Below are 14,856 nucleotides of genomic sequence, written 5' to 3' on the forward strand. Positions count from 1 at the left end.
GTGGAATTCCAGAGAGGGTTGGCCTTACTGGTCGCCGGCACGTTCTTCATGGAGATACTCGACGGCACGGTGATCACCCCCGCCGCGCCGCATATCGCCGCGGAGCTCGGGATCGCGCCGATCGACGTCAACATCGCGATCACCGCGTACGTGCTCACCATCGGGGTGCTGATCCCGATCAGCGGCTGGCTGGCCGACCGGTTCGGCCCGCGCCGGGTGTTCACGGTGGCGATCGCGCTGTTCGTGGTGGCCTCGCTCGGCTGCGCACTGGCCCCGACACTGCCCGCGCTCACCGTCGCGCGGGTGGTGCAGGGTGCGGGCGGGGCGCTGATGGTGCCGGTCGGGCGGCTGGTGGTGCTGCGGACGACGGCCAAGGCCGATCTGGTCCGGGCGATCGCGTACCTGACCTGGCCGGGCCTGCTCGCGCCGGTGCTGGCGCCGGTCGTCGGCGGGTTGCTGGCCGACTACGCGTCCTGGCGGTGGATCTTCGTGATCAACGTGCCGCTCGGGCTCGCGGCGTTCGTCGTGGCGCTGCGGATCCTGCCCGACCTGCGCGCCGACGCCCCTGAGCCGCTGGACCGCCCGGGGTTCGTCTTCATGGCGTTGGGCGTCGCGGGGCTGATCGTGGCCTTGGAGGGGCTCGGCTCGGGCTTCGGCCAGGCGACGGCGGTGGCGCTGGTGGTCGCCGGCGCGGGCCTGGGGCTGGCGGTACGGCACCTGCTGCGCACTCCGCGCCCGATCGTCGACCTGCGGATCCTGCGCGTGACGACGTACCGGGTCACGGCGGCGAGCGGGTCGGTCTACCGCGGCGTGATCATCGCGATCCCCTTCGTGCTGCCGCTGCTGTTCCAGGTGGGTTTCGGCTGGTCGGCGGCGCAGGCGGGCCTGGTGGTGATCGCACTGTTCGTGGGGAACGTCGGGATCAAGCCCGCCACCACGCTGCTGATGCGCCGGTTCGGGATCCGCACCGTCCTGCTCTGGTCGATCATCATCGGTGCCGCGTGCCTGGTCGGGATGGCGTTCCTCGAGCCCACGACACCGCTGTCCGAGGTCCTCGTCCTTCTGCTGGTGAGCGGCATCGTACGATCGACGGGGTTCACCGCGTACAACAGCGTGGCCTTCGCCGACGTCGACCAGGACCGGATGAACCACGCCAACACGCTGCTGTCGACGCTGCAGGAGTTGGGCGCGGGCCTCGGCGTGGCGATCGGCGCGCTGCTCGTACGGCTGGGCGAGACGATACCCGGGGTGACGGGCGCCGCCGGGCCGTACCGCGTGGCCTTCGTCCTCCTCTCGATCATCTTGGCGCTCCTGGCGATCCCCACGCTCCTTCTCCCCCGAACCGCAGGCGACGAGGTGACCGGCCGCGCCTAGCCACTCATTTCAGAGCCGGCCGTCCTGCTCAGCAGCCCGCGCGACCGGCTTCATGGTGATGTCAGGCGATGGCACTGGCATTCTGCGGTTGGTGCCGCTTGCTCGGGCTGTCACGGGGCGAACCGCTCCGGACGGAAGTCCGCAAGCATCTCGTCTCTCTTCCCGCCGAGGATCTCCGAAGCAAGCAGCCGGCCGATCACCGGCCCGAGCGTGATGCCGCTGTGGGAAACGGCCTCGTAGTAGCCCGGCACAGACGGCACCGCTCCCACCGAAGGGAATCCGTCGGCGGGGATGGGCCGGTTGGCTACCCGTGTCCGCACGATGCGCGAGTTGCCGAGTTCGGGAACGACGTGCCGCGCCGATTCGTGGAGCAGCCGTGCGAGTTCCGCTGGATCTTCGCCTGTGTCGATGAGTGCGTCTATCTCGCGGCTGTGGAGGACCACCGAAGCGTCTCCGTCAGGCCGGATCTCGATGTGAGGCGCGTGCATGGCCCGGCGAACCGGGACCTGAGCACCGCTGATCCGGGTGACGACGCCGGGTTCCCGGCGCATCGGCAAGTGCCGTGCGATGAGCTCGGCGACGTGGGAGGCGCTGGGGCCTGCCGCGTTCACGACGATGTCGACGTCGAGACGGCTCCCGTCGGACAGAGCAACCGTCCGGATGCTCCCGTCGGCACCGGTGCCGATGCCAGAGACCGCGGTGCCGAACCGGTGCTCGGCGCCGGCTGCGACGGCCTGGCCGACCAGGCGGCCGACGAGATGACGGCCGTGCACCCAGGCTTCGTCGGGGTAGAACACGACTGGAACCTCGCCGGGGATCGTGAGAGCAGGTTCGAGCCGGCGGCGCACCTCGGCCCCCGTGCGCACCTCGACCCGGTAGTCCCAGCCGGCCAGCAGTTCGGCTGTTTTCAGGAGCTTCGCCTCCGCTGCGGGATCGTCCGCCCAGCGCAGGTGGCCGTTGGGATACCACCATGAGTCCGGCCCGATGGTCCCGGCAAGCTCACGGTAGGCTGCCATGCCCGCGACGTTCAGGTCGAAGTAGGACTTGCGCGCGGTCTTGTTGCTGGCATTGACCCACGAGAAAGACCAGTTGGTGACGCCTTCGCCCGGCTGGCCCGCGTCGATGAAGACCACCTTGGCGCCGTGCCGCGACAGGTTCCAGCCCACGCTGGCTCCGAGGATGCCCACTCCGATGACGGCAACACGTTCAGGCCGCTTCCCGGATCCGATCCTCACTGACGCCCCCTTCCCAGATCATGGGCGAACTCCCATTTCTAGCATGCAAGCATGCAAAGGCCGGCAGCGGTCGGGGTCCATCGGCCAGGTGCACCGGATGCGATGAATTCCGACGGACCGGAATGGCCCGCACCTCGGAAGGCGCGGACCATTCCGTTCGGGCCTCAGTAGATTTCGATCTTGTTGGCGTTGATGTCGTCGAGCACCCGGATGATCCCGCTGTAGCGTTCGGCGGTCGAGCTGTCGACGGGGAGCGTCAGCGTCTCCTGGGCGTGGAGCGCGGCGCCGCGCACGGTGCCCAGCGGGTCGCTGATGGCCGTGCCGGCGTTGATCCGCCGGTCGGCCAGGTTGAGGAACGTGCCCAGCAGGTGCTCGGCCAGCACGCTCTTCGGCTCGTTGACGTCACGGAAGGCCGCGGTGATCTCCGCCGCCGACAGCGCGCCGCTGTGGTCGGTGTCGTAGCGCTGGTCGGTGGCCTGGACGCGGGCAAGGAACTCGGCGGACCACAACTCGTCGTGGGTCTTCCAGAATCCCTTGGAACGCGGGTCGCGCGTGGGCGCCACGGCCGTGATCGTGGTGGTGGCCGAATCCGTCACCGGCGCGAAGGTGCAGGCGCCGCTGGAGTTCTTGTAGGCCGCCGACACCTCGGCGGTGTACGTGGTTCCGGCGAGGGCCAGCAGCGTCGGGCGGGCGGTGAACTCGATCGTCCGGTCGCCTGACGTGGCGGGCAGGTTGCCGACCTCCCAGACCAGCGTCCCGTCCGACACCGAGGCCGGCTTGGGGCCGCTGCCCTGGTCGAGGGCGGTGCTGTAGGAGACGCCGGCGGGCAGCTTCACGGTGAGTGCGACGCCGGAGGCCGCGCCGCCGCCGGTGTTGGCGTAGGTGATCCGGTAGGTGATCGCCTCCCCGGCGTCGACCGTGGCCGTGGCGGTCTGGCTCACCGTCAGCACGGGTGCGCGTACGGTGGTCGTGGCCTTGGCCGTGTTGTCGCTGACGTACGGGTCGGGGATGCCCTTGCTGTCGGTGCCGCTGACCGTGACGGTGTTGGTGATCTCCGCTCCGTCGGCCGCGGTGCACGGCACCTGGTAGGTGAACTTCGGTGTGATGACGTGGTCCGCGCCCTCGGCCAGGTCGGGCAGCGTGCGCTGCTGCTTGCCGCCGTCGGGCAGCGTGTCGGTGAGCTCGATGCTCTTGGCGGTCTCCGGGCCGAGGTTGGTCACGGTGACCGCGTAGTCGACGGTGTCGCCGCCGGCGGCCTCGCTCTGGCCTGCGGTCTTGGTGACCTTGAGGTCGGCCCTCTGCGCCATGGCCAGGATCATGTTCTCGGTGAGCTCTTCCGGCAGGCCCTCGCGCGCGCCGTCCTGGTAGAACTTGCCGTTGATCCGCGGGTTGTACTGGAGGCCGGCCCAGTCGTCGAAGCCCTCGTGGGACTGGTTGGGGCTCCCGGCCGCGCAGCCGTACTGGTTGGCCGCGCCGAGGCGCTCGATGAAGTTGATGTCGGCCTGGGCGTTGGTCTCGTTGGGGCCGTTCTTCTCGTTCCAGTCGAGGGCGTTGCTGTCGGCGGGCGCGACCCGGAGCTTGCCGTTGACGCCGTAGACGGTGTTGCGTGCCGGGTTGGGGGTGCCGCGTACCCCGTTGTTCTCGTCGAGGCGGGCCTCGTCCAGCTTGGGCAGGGCGGTGCCTCTGAACGCGCTGGAGTAGTCCAGCGGCCTGCTGGGGTCGCGCAGGGCGAACTGCAGGGTGTAGTTCATCACGCTGAGGTAGTTGGGCTTGCAGTTGATGTAGTCGCCGCCGCCGTGACCCAGGCCGAGGGTGTGCCCGAGCTCGTGCATGAACGTCGCGGCCTCCGCGTTCCTGCGACCGGTGATCATGGACATCGTCGTGCCGCTGAAGCCGCCGAAGGTGACCAGGAAGTCGTTGCCACCGTGGGGGGCGGTCTCCGACCATTCGGCTATGCCCGACGCCTTGTTGTCCTCGTCGGTCGTAGGGTTGTCCTCGAAAGTGTCGCCGAAGATCATGTAACGGTAGACCTGGCGCTTGGCCTCCAGGATGTTCGCGCAGTTCGACGCGTCGGCCCGATCCGCGACCGTGCCGAAGTGCCCGTCGCAGGCGACGTTCTTGTCACCCCGTTTGAGATCGTTGAAGTCGTCCAGGTCGCCGGTGCCCTCCGAGTCGAAGAGCAGCTTGGACACCAGGGGTAAGGCGTTCTCGTCGATGGACACGTGCAGGTTGACGCCGTGGAACTTGGTGTTCGTCGCGTCCATCGGATCGACCGGCGCCTGCTTGAAAGCCTTGATCACCTCGTCGAGCGCGCCCGCCTGCGGCGCCCGCCCGCTCATCGCGTCCGCCTCGACGAACAGGTCTTTCCGGTACGGCAGAGCCCCGTAAGGCGCGTCCCCCAAGGGCAACTCGACCGCGCCACCGCCCACGTTGAGACCCAGGCCGGGTGTCTCCCAGGAGTTCATGAGGCCGTCGCCGTCGCTGTCGGCGTCCTTGTTCACCTCCAGGCAGTGCGGCGTGGTGATGGTGAAGTACCCGCGCGCGCTGTCCTCCCCGGTGGTCTCACTCTCCCCCGCCAGGCCCGGGACCCCGGCGCCCTGCTCCTTGGTCAGCCCGCCGCCGGTGAAGACGCAGGTTTCCAGGTTGAGGTCCAGGTCGAGGTAGTCGCCGGTCTTGACCCAGTGAATGGGGTTGTCGCCACTCAGGTCGTCCTGATCCCAGAGCTCCATGTGGACGCGGACCGGGTTCTGTGAGGTGTCGACGGTGGCCTTGTGCACCCAGTTGGTACGGAAGTCCTTCCCGTGAGCGCAGCAGAAGGCCTCCTTGCCGTCGAACAGCGGCTCATTGCCGATCTTGAACTTCGGGTAGTAGTCGTTCTCGCACGCCTCGAAGACGCCCTCGTCGCACGAGATGCCGAACACGCGGTAGAGGTGGACGGTGACCTCCACGGGCGCCGCCTGCGCCGGTGCGGCGCCGGCGTATGCCAGCACCAGCAGCGCGCCGACCAGCGCGCGGATCAAAAGCCGAACCTTTCGCATGCCGCGTTCCCCCTTCGGAAACGGAAAGGACATGAGGTCAGGAGCAGTTGGGATCATCCGCGGTCACGCTGCCGAACCTGGCGATCGGCAGCTTGGCCCTGATCGTGAAGCAGCCGCCCTGCTCGGCGGCCGCCCGCAGATGCGGCAGCGCCCTGCTGTAGGGGATGGCGATCGCGATCCCGCAGGCGAGCCCGTAGACGGGCGGCAGGCGGAAGCAGACGAGGCTCGCGGCGGCGTCGACGGTCCAGCCGTGCCTGTCCAGGTAGCGCGCGACCGACCGGGTGGTGAGGGGCCGGAGATAGTACGTGCAGTTGATCCTGCTCACGCAGTCCTTGTTGAAGTACACGCCGGCGGCGGTCTGCCCGCTCGTGGCGGCCTGGGCGGGACCCGTCTGGACGGCGGTCAGGAGGGCGGTGCTGACGAGCGCCGCCAGTAAGCGGGCCGATCGGTGCTGGTTCACGGTCGACTCCTTCCTTTGCTTGGCGAGCTCGACGATCGCCGCGCGGCCGGGTGTCCGGCGACCAGGTTCGGACACAAAAGGGGGAAACGCTCCGCAACCGGCTGCTCACGGCCTACGCTTTGCGCGGGGTTCAGTGTCCGGTGCCTCCGGACACCTCCGGCGAGCCGAATGGAGTCTCGTTGACGGAGGACGCCAGGGCGCGTTTCGCCGCCCGACTGCGCGAGCTGAAGGACGCCGCCGGGCTCTCGGTGCGCGGGCTGATGGTGGCCAGCGCGAGGACGCCGCGGCGGCAGCCGGACCAGGAGCCGATCCGGCTCAAACGCAGCACCATCGACGGGATGACGAGCCGCAGCCGTCCCGTCCGGCCGGAGCGGCACAACTTCGAGGTGTTCGTCGACACCTGCCTGCGGGTGGCGGCCCAGTCCGGCCGCGCGCTGCCCGCCGGCCTCGGGGACCGGCGCGCCTGGGACGAGGAGTACCGCGCGCTGCGCGACGAGACGGAGGTCCCCCGTTCGTGGCCGAGACCCGCTGGCACGCCGCCGGTCGCGGTGCCGGTCCTGGTCCCGATCCCGGTGCCGGCGCCCGGGGCTGAGGACGCTCCGCCGTACCGGGGGCTGGAGTCGTACGGCTCGGCCGACGCGCGCTTCTTCTTCGGCCGCGACGACCTGGTCGAGACCCTGATGGACCGGGCGGGGGACGGCGGCCTGCTCGTGGTCACCGGCGCGTCGGGCGCGGGCAAGTCGTCGCTGCTGCGGGCCGGTCTGGTCCCGGCGCTCGCCCGCGCAGGGAGCCGGGGCACCGTGCTCCTCGAACCGGGCGACGAGCCCATCGTGTCGCTGCGCCACCTGCTCGGTACGGCTGACGCCGAACCGCTCGCCGAGCGGGCCCGCCGCCGGTGGAAGGGCGAAGTCGTCATCGTGGACCAGTTCGAGGAGGTCTTCGGCGCCTCGGACGAGCAGCGGCGCGACTACCTCGCCACGCTGGCTGCGCTGGCCGGTGACGGCGGCGCGCAGGCGGTGATCCTGGGCGTGCGGGCCGACTTCTTCGGCCAATGCGCGGCCTGCCCAGAGCTGGTGCCCGCGCTCGAACACCCGGTGGTCGTGGTCCCGATGGACCACGGCAGCCTGCTGGAGGTCATCGAGGGACCCGCCCAGGTGGCCGGGCTCACGCTGGAGGACGGCCTGGCCGACCTGCTGCTGGAGGACCTGCGCAGCGACCGTGACCACGCCGACGCGGTCGGCGTGCTGCCGCTGCTGTCGCACGCCCTGCTCCAGACGTGGAACCACCGCCAGGACACCACGCTCACGTTCGCCGGTTACCGAGCCACCGGCGGCATCACCCGGTCGCTGGCGCAGACCGCCGACGCCGCGGTCGACGGGCTCGGCCTGGGCGGCAGGCGGGCCGCGCGCCGGCTGCTGACGCGCCTGGTCCAGCTGGGCACGGACGCGCCCGACACCGCGCGGCGGCTGCTCCTGGCCGACGTGGTTCCCGCCGGGGCGGACGGCGAGCCCACCCAGCGGGTGCTCGACCACCTCGTACGGGCCAGGCTGCTGACCGTCGATGACCGCAGCGTGCAGATCACCCACGAGGCCCTCATCCGCGGCTGGCCCCGGCTGCGCCTCTGGCTGGAGGAGGACCGCGCGGACCTGCTGACCCGGCAGCAACTCGCGGCCGACGCCTTCGACTGGGAACGCAACGGCCGCAATCCCGCCTATCTCTACTCGGGCACCCGCCTCAGCAACGCCGTCGCCCTGCGGGGCGTCGACGGCGTCGCGGCCGAGTTCCTCGCCGCCGGCCGCCGGGCCGCGGCCCAGCGCACCAGGCGCCGCCGCACCACGACGGCCGTCCTGGCCGTCTCGCTGGTGATCTCGCTGATCGCCGCGATCTCGGCCGTCCTCCTCTTCGGCGACGCCAGGGCGCAGGCGGCCGTCGCCCTGTCGAGGCAGATCTCGGCGCAGAGCAGGAACTCCGTCGAGATCGACCCCGCCACCGCGCTGCGGCTGGCCGTGACGGCCTGGCGGATCGCCCCGACCGAGGAGGCCCGGCAGGCGATGCTCGACACCCTCGCCAATCCGGCTCGGCACGTCCTGGTGGGACACACCTACTGGGTGTACGCCGCCGCCTACGCCCCGAACGGCCGGATCCTGGCCACGGCGGGCGGCGACACCACCGTGCGGCTGTGGAGCACCAGCGGCTACGAACAGCTCGGCGCCTCCCTGATCGGCCACACGGCGCACGTCACCTCGGTCGTCTTCAGCCGCGACGGCGGGACCCTGGCGACCGGAAGCCTGGACGGCACCGCTCGGCTGTGGGACGTCGCGGCTCGCACGCCGATCGGCCGGCCGATCGACCTCCGCCCGGCCCAGATCCAGTCGGTCGCCCTGAGCCCCGACGGTGCGACGCTGGCCACGGCGGCCACCGATGGAACGGTCCGACTCTGGAGCGTCTCCGACCACCGGCAGCTCGCCGCGCTCACCCGCGCGGGCCAGGAATTCTACGGCGTCGCCTTCAGCCCGGACGGAAAACTCCTGGCGGCGGCGGCCTCCGACGGCACGCACCTGTTCGACATGACCACCCGCCACGCCGTCGCCCACCTGCGCATCCCCGCCAAGGAGTGGGTCAGCGCCGTGTCCTTCAGCCCGGACGGCAGGCTGCTGGCCACCGCCCACTCCGACGGCACCGCCCGCCTGTGGAACGCCGGCACCCGCCGCAGGATCGCCGAGCTGCGCGGGCACGACGATGACGTCAGGGCGGTGGCCTTCAGCCCCGGCGGCGAGCTCCTGGTGACCGGCAGCGCTGACCGCAAGGCCCGCCTGTGGGACGTGCGAACGGGCCAGGCGGTCCGCCAGCCGCTCACCGGCCACACCGACAAGATCTTCGGCGTCGCCTTCAGCCCCGACGGGCGCAGCCTGGCCACCGCCGACGCCGACCAGACCGTGCGGGTCTGGGACGTGTCCGCGCGGCGGCAGCTCGGCACGGCGTTCGGCGACCACGAGGCGGAGGTCAACGACCTCGCGTTCACGCCGGACAGCGCGACGCTGGCCAGCGCGGGGGCCGACCGCAGGGTCGGGTTGTGGGACGTGGCCGAGCAGTTGCCGATCGGCCCGCCGTACCGGCTGCCGTGGGAGGCCCTCAGCGTGGACATCAGCCCGGACGGCGGGCTCCTGGCCGTGGGCGCGGGCGAGCGCCAGAGGGCGGAGGGCGGTTTCGCGCCCGGCAACGGCCGCGGCGAGGCCAGGCTGTGGAAGCTGGCCACGCGTGAACAGGTCGGCACGCCCTTGGCCGCGGACGGGCCGGTCATCGCCGCCCTCTCCTTCAGCCCGGACGGGCACCGACTGGCCACCGCGGGCTTCGACAACCAGGCCCACCTGTGGGACGTGGCGACCCGGCACGAGGTCGGCAAGCCGTTCGCGGGTCACCGGACCTGGCTCAAGGCGGTCGCGTTCAGCCCCGACGGCAAGATGCTCGCCACCACCGCGCTCGACAACACGATCCGGCTGTGGGAGGCCGCCACGAGCCGGCAGATCGGGCCGCCCATCAGCGGGCACGCCAACTGGGTGAAGGCTGTGGCGTTCCACCCGGACGGCGCCATCATCGCCACGGTCGCCGACGACCGGACGGCACGGCTGTGGGACGTCGCCGCCCGGCGCCAGGTCGGCCGGACCATGCTCGGCCACGAACACCCCTATCTCGACGGCGTGGCCTTCAGCCCCGACGGCAAGACCCTCGCCACCTCGGGCGAGGACGGCACGGTCCGGCTCTGGGACGTGGCCACCCAGCTCCAGATCGGGCCGCCCCTCTGGCATCCCGTGGCCGTCAGAGCGGTGATCTTCAGTCCCGACGGCACCAAGCTGGCCACCGGCGACAGCGACGGCAGGATCCGGCTGTGGGACGTGACCCCGCCGTCCGACCCGTTCAGGGCGGTTTGCGCCGCCGCGGGCCGCTCGCTGACGGCCGACGAATGGCGGAGACACCTGCCCGAGGGACAGAGCTACCTGAAGGTCTGCTGATGGACGACGCACCGCCCAAGGCCACCTCCGCACCTTTCTGGCCATCCGCCGCCCGTGTCCTGAGCGATGCCCGCCTGCTCGACTCCGGCTGGCCGGCACTCCGGGCACACCTCGCCCACGACGATCCGGATCTTCCCAGGCTGCGGACCCGGTTCCGGCGGGTCAGCGTGGAGGGCGCCGCCGCCCGACTGCGCTACGAGCGGATGCAGCGCGTGTGGGTCCTGGTGGGCTTCGCCGTGCTCGGGGCCGCCTGGACGGTGTTCCTGGTGTGGGCGTTCTGGGGACACGCCGCGCGCGGGCCCGTCGAGATGGCGCTCCTGCTCGCCGCGGCGCTGGCGGTATCGACGCTGATCGCCGTGGTAGTGCTGATCCTGGCCTTCTCGGTGGCGCGCCTGCCGTGGGCGGATCTCGCGGTACTGGTCCTCGCGATGGCGACCGCGGTCGCGGCCGTCGCGGCCGGGGTCCGCCGGCGCGACCAGGTCACCCCGCTGTTCGGCGGCTTCAGCCTGAAATCCCTCCTGATCGTGCTCATGCAGTCGGCGGGGAGCTTCTTTCTGCTGCTCACCGCCGCCGCGGTCCTGTTCGTCGCGGTCACCCTCCTGCTGAGAGCTCAGGTACGGCGAGCCGTCCCCGTGACCATCCTCCTGGCCCTGCTGGCCAGGTCGATCGAGTCGATCCACCGGCCCGCCCGGCACATCGACAGCGAGCAGATCGTGCGGGACCTCAGCGAGGTCGAACGGGTGCTCGCCCGGGGGCTGATCCACACCTTCCCGCCGGTCAACGCGGCCGCCCGCGCGACGGTCCGCGCCAGGCTGGAAGAGGCCGCCGCCGCGGTGGGTGAATACCAGATCTGGGTGGCCCTGCCGAACCACGGCACCTTTCCCGCCCTCGCCGACCGCCTGGGCTACGCACTCACGGGCCCCGGCCGTGACACCGCCCTGGCCGGCGCCATCCTGTGGGCCGCCGCCGTCCTCATGCGCCTGCTCGACCCGAACCTCCATGGCCATCTCACCGTCGCCAAGGATCTGACGTCCTTCTTCAGGTCCGGCCCAGGGGTGAAGTAGCGGCATGAGGTCCTGGACATTTAATCGGGCGCATTCGTGCGCCCGGGTCGCGATGATGGGTGGTGTGACCGACATCGAACTCACCGACGCGCGAGCGCTCGCCGAGAGCCTGCGGCAGGTCTACACCGTGGTAGCCGAGCGGATCGGCGAGGCCAACGCCACCTCTCCGCTGGTCGCCAAGGTGACCGAGCACCTCGGCTGCCCCCTCAGTGACGTGGTCGTCGTGGAGGAGAAGTACCGGCTCTACGAGCACGCCGCGCTGCAGACCGCCGCCGACCTCTACCTGGACGCGCACTCCCACGGCGCGCAGTGGTTCGGCATCGTGGGCGGCGAGCGGCGCTGGGAGAGCATCATCAACATGCTGCTCGCGGCGATGCGTGAGGGCAGCCGCATGCTCGGCCGTCCCGACTACGGCACGGCCCCGATCGGCCCCGACACCACGATCGAGGTCGTGCAGCTCGGCCTGGTCGCCACGGCCGCGCCCGACGGCACCCCGGTGCTCATCGGGCTGAGCAACAAGGACGACTACGACGCGCACAGCCTGCTCACCGTGCTGGCGGCCCGGCGGGACGCGGCGACCGCCGTACGCGACGAGGTCAACCGGCTCAAGCAGGACAACGACCCGTTCCGCGGCCAGGTGCTCAGCTTCGGGTTCAGCGAGCACAGGGAGAACGAGCTGCTGACCTTCCTGCCCCGCCCCCAGCTGGACCCCGAGGAGGTGGTCCTGCCGGAAGGACGGCTGGAGGCCATCGAGGAGCACGTCGTGGGCATCGCCGAGCACGCCGGCCGCCTCACCGAGGCCGGCCAGCACCTGCGCCGGGGCCTGCTGCTGTACGGCCCGCCGGGCACCGGCAAGACCCACACCACGCGCTACCTCATCGGGCGGCTGCGCGAGCACACGGCGGTGCTGATGACCGGGCCCGCCATGCGCAAGATCGACTACGCGGTGGCGATGGCGCGCAAGCTGCAACCGTCCATCGTGGTCGTCGAGGACGTCGACCTGATCGCCGAGGACCGCAGCCACCACGAGACCAGCCCGCTGCTGTTCTCCCTGCTGGACGCCATGGACGGGATCAGCGGCGACGTGGACGTGACGTTCGTCCTGACCACCAACCGGGTGGAGTCCCTGGAGAAGGCCCTGGTGCAGAGGCCCGGCCGGGTGGACCTCGCGGTGGAGGTGCCGCCGCCCGACGCGGCGGCGCGCGAGCGCCTCGTCCGCCTGTACGCCCGCAACCGGCCCATCGTGGCCGACACCGCCAAGGTGGTCGCCGCCACCGAGGGGGTCACGGCGTCGTTCATCAAAGAGCTGCTGCGCCGGGTCATCCTGGTCGCATTGCGCTCCGAGGAGCGGATGCTCACCGACGATCATTTCGACACGGCGCTGCAGGCGATGGCGGGCGACGGCCAGGCACTCACCCGCGCGCTCCTCGGCTCCCAGGAGACGGCGGCGCAGCCGAAGGTTGAGCGAACGGCCGTCCGGTTGGAGCCGCCCAGCTGCTCGTGACCCCGAAGCCCACCCGCTGACGGCGGCCGCCCCGGCTCGACCGCCTCCAGCGCGGCGGCCAGGCGCTCACGCTCGCCCCAGGATGCCGGGGAGAGCCGGGCTCAGTTGCCCACGCCGAGGTCGGACATGAACGCGGACGGGTACCGGTCGCCGCGGGCCGCGCCCGGCGGCACCGCCTTCTCGATTTCGGCGAGGTCGTCCGGGGTGAGGTCCAGGTCCATCGCGGGCAGCGCCTCGGCCAGCCGCTCGCGGGTGCGAGCGCCGACCAGCGGCACGACGTCCTCGCCCTGTGCGGCCACCCAGGCGATGGCCAGCTGGGCGACGGTGCAGCCCTTCGCCTCGGCGACCCGGCGAAGAGCGTCCACCAGGGCGAGGTTGTGTTCCACGTTCCCGCTGGAGAAGCGCGGGCTGAAGCCGCGGCTGTCGCCGGGGGCGGCGGTGTGGCCGGCGGTCCAGTGCCCGGAGATGAGGCCGCGGCCGAGGACACCGTACGCGGTCAGGCCGATGCCGAGCTCCCGCAGCGTGGGCAGAACGTCCGCCTCCACCGCGCGGGAGATCAGCGAGTACTCGATCTGCAGGTCGGCGATCGGGTGCACGGCGTGCGCCCGGCGGATCGTCGCCGCGTCGACCTCCGAGAGGCCGAGGTGCCGCACGTATCCCGCGTCGATCATCTCCTTGATCGCGCCCACCGTCTCCTCGATCGGCACCGCCGGGTCCAGCCGGGCGGGGCGGTAGATGTCGATGTGGTCGGTGCCCAGCCGGGTCAGCGAGTAGGCCAGGAAGTTCTTCACCGCCTCGGGACGGCTGTCATGCCCGCCGAACTCGTGGCCAGGCCCCCGCAGCATGCCGAACTTGACGCTCAGCCTGTAGCTGTCGCGATCCCTGTCGCGCAGCGCCTCGGCGAGCAGCAACTCGTTGTGGCCCATGGCGTAGAAGTCGCCGGTGTCGATCATTGTGACGCCGGCCTCCAGCGCGGCGTGCACGGTGGCGATGCTCTCCGCGCGGTCGGCCGCGCCGTAAGCGCCCGACATGCCCATCGCGCCCAGGCCCAGCGCGGAAACGGCCGGTCCGGTGCGGCCCAGGGTTCGTCTCTGCATCACGTTCTCCCTCGTACTCGATGTCGTCCCCAACCCTGCGCCCGGGCCGGGACGGGCGGAAGCGGAGCGTTCATCATGGGAGAGCCGCTCCCTGGCTCGGCTCGCCGGCCGCGAGGCAGGATGAAGCCATGCAACGTGACCAGCTCGCCGACTTCCTGCGCCGCCGCCGCGAGGCGATCCGTCCGGCCGAGGTGGGTCTCGCCGACGGCCCTCGCCGCCGCACCGCCGGCCTGCGCCGGGAAGAGGTGGCGATGCTCGCCGGCATGTCGGTGGACTATGTCGTACGCCTGGAGCAGGGCCGCAGCAGTCAGCCCTCGACCCAACTGCTCGGCGCGCTGGCCCGGGCGTTGCGCTTCTCCGACGACGAGCGCGACCACCTGTTCCACCTGGCCGGCCACCGCCCCCCGCCCGCCGAGGGGGTGGCCCGCCTGGCCCGCGCCGGCCTGATGCGCATGCTCGACCTGCTCGGCGACACCCCGGCACTGGTGCTGTCCGACCTGGGCGAGGTCCTCGCCCAGAACCGGGCGTCCGTCCTGCTGACGGGCGACCTCACCGGCTTCTCCGGCGACCGGCGCTACATCGTGTACCGCTGGTTCACCGACCCCGCTGCCCGCGCCGTCTGCCCGCCCGAGGAGCAGGAGCATCGGGCCCGTCAGCACGTGGCCGACCTGCGCGCGGTCGCCGGCCGCCGGTCCGGCGACCCCACGGTCGCCGGGCTCATCGACCGGCTGCGGGCCGCGAGCGCCGACTTCCGGCGGTTCTGGGCCGAGCACGAGGTGGCGGTCCGGCGCGCCGACCGCAAGACCATGCTGCACCCGAGGGTGGGCAGGCTGACGATGGACTGCGAGACCCTGGTCACTCCCGACCAGGGTCAGCAGCTGCTGGTGCTCACCCCGGCGGACGCCGAGACCCGCGAGCGGCTGGAGCTGCTGCGGGTGCTCGGCATCGAAGAGTTCCCCTCGATGGCAACGGACACGCCCGTACGGTGAAGCGGCCGGCGAGATTTCGAGGAGGGCTGTCGAATCCGGGCCGACCGTTCGACATAAGGGTGTAAGCCAGAACAAGCACCTGGAA

General features: G+C 71.3%; 9 protein-coding genes. 5 read left to right on the forward strand and 4 right to left on the reverse strand.

The window, feature by feature from the left end:
- Nucleotides 1-1,374 carry an MFS transporter gene (locus tag ACIBI9_RS19490; protein WP_397223531.1) on the forward strand — a complete coding sequence of 458 codons (1,374 nt, stop codon included), beginning with the start codon at nt 1-3 and terminating at the stop codon, nt 1,372-1,374.
- 110 nt (nt 1,375-1,484) lie between these two features.
- On the opposite strand, the gene ACIBI9_RS19495 is transcribed toward ACIBI9_RS19490, so the two are convergent.
- The 3 genes from ACIBI9_RS19495 to ACIBI9_RS19505 form a co-directional block, all read right to left on the reverse strand.
- Nucleotides 1,485-2,609, reverse strand: coding sequence for an NAD(P)/FAD-dependent oxidoreductase (locus ACIBI9_RS19495; RefSeq protein WP_397223532.1), 1,125 nt, complete (start codon nt 2,607-2,609; stop codon nt 1,485-1,487).
- Between the two features lie 164 nt (nt 2,610-2,773).
- Nucleotides 2,774-5,647 carry a hypothetical protein gene (locus ACIBI9_RS19500; RefSeq protein ID WP_397223533.1) on the reverse strand — a complete coding sequence of 958 codons (2,874 nt, stop codon included), beginning with the start codon at nt 5,645-5,647 and terminating at the stop codon, nt 2,774-2,776.
- Nucleotides 5,648-5,684: 37 nt separating this feature from the next.
- On the reverse strand, nt 5,685-6,107 hold the full coding sequence (locus ACIBI9_RS19505; RefSeq protein WP_397223534.1) for a hypothetical protein: 423 nt from the start codon (nt 6,105-6,107) through the stop codon (nt 5,685-5,687).
- 179 nt (nt 6,108-6,286) lie between these two features.
- On the opposite strand from ACIBI9_RS19505, the gene ACIBI9_RS19510 reads away from it, so the two are divergent.
- From ACIBI9_RS19510 to ACIBI9_RS19520, 3 genes are all read left to right on the forward strand, one after another.
- Complete coding sequence (locus tag ACIBI9_RS19510; RefSeq protein WP_397223535.1) at nt 6,287-10,117, forward strand: hypothetical protein; 3,831 nt, start codon at nt 6,287-6,289, stop codon at nt 10,115-10,117.
- Nucleotides 10,117-11,181 carry a hypothetical protein gene (locus ACIBI9_RS19515; RefSeq protein ID WP_397223536.1) on the forward strand — a complete coding sequence of 355 codons (1,065 nt, stop codon included), beginning with the start codon at nt 10,117-10,119 and terminating at the stop codon, nt 11,179-11,181. Before ACIBI9_RS19510 ends, ACIBI9_RS19515 begins: the two co-directional genes overlap by 1 nt.
- Nucleotides 11,182-11,245: 64 nt before the next feature.
- Entirely contained in the window at nt 11,246-12,685 is a 1,440-nt protein-coding gene (locus tag ACIBI9_RS19520; protein WP_397223537.1) for an AAA family ATPase, read from the forward strand.
- 101 nt (nt 12,686-12,786) lie between these two features.
- Here ACIBI9_RS19520 and ACIBI9_RS19525 read toward each other — a convergent pair whose 3' ends face one another.
- Entirely contained in the window at nt 12,787-13,782 is a 996-nt protein-coding gene (locus ACIBI9_RS19525; RefSeq protein ID WP_397223538.1) for an aldo/keto reductase, read from the reverse strand.
- A 128-nt stretch (nt 13,783-13,910) separates the two neighbouring features.
- Between ACIBI9_RS19525 and ACIBI9_RS19530 the strand changes: the two genes are divergently transcribed.
- Nucleotides 13,911-14,771, forward strand: a complete 861-nt coding sequence (locus tag ACIBI9_RS19530) for a helix-turn-helix transcriptional regulator (protein ID WP_397223539.1) — start codon at nt 13,911-13,913, stop codon at nt 14,769-14,771.
- The last annotated feature ends 85 nt before the right edge of the window (nt 14,772-14,856 follow it).

Source organism: Nonomuraea sp. NPDC050451 (genome assembly GCF_044458585.1).

Excerpts from the sequence above, each read along its gene's own strand:
- ACIBI9_RS19500 (WP_397223533.1), bottom strand. The coding sequence starts at position 5,647 with ATGCGAAAGGTTCGGCTTTTGATCCGCGCGCTGGTCGGCGCGCTGCTG.
- ACIBI9_RS19515 (WP_397223536.1), top strand. The coding sequence starts at position 10,117 with ATGGACGACGCACCGCCCAAGGCCACCTCCGCACCTTTCTGGCCATCC.
- ACIBI9_RS19525 (WP_397223538.1), bottom strand. The coding sequence starts at position 13,782 with ATGCAGAGACGAACCCTGGGCCGCACCGGACCGGCCGTTTCCGCGCTG.
- ACIBI9_RS19530 (WP_397223539.1), top strand. The coding sequence starts at position 13,911 with ATGCAACGTGACCAGCTCGCCGACTTCCTGCGCCGCCGCCGCGAGGCG.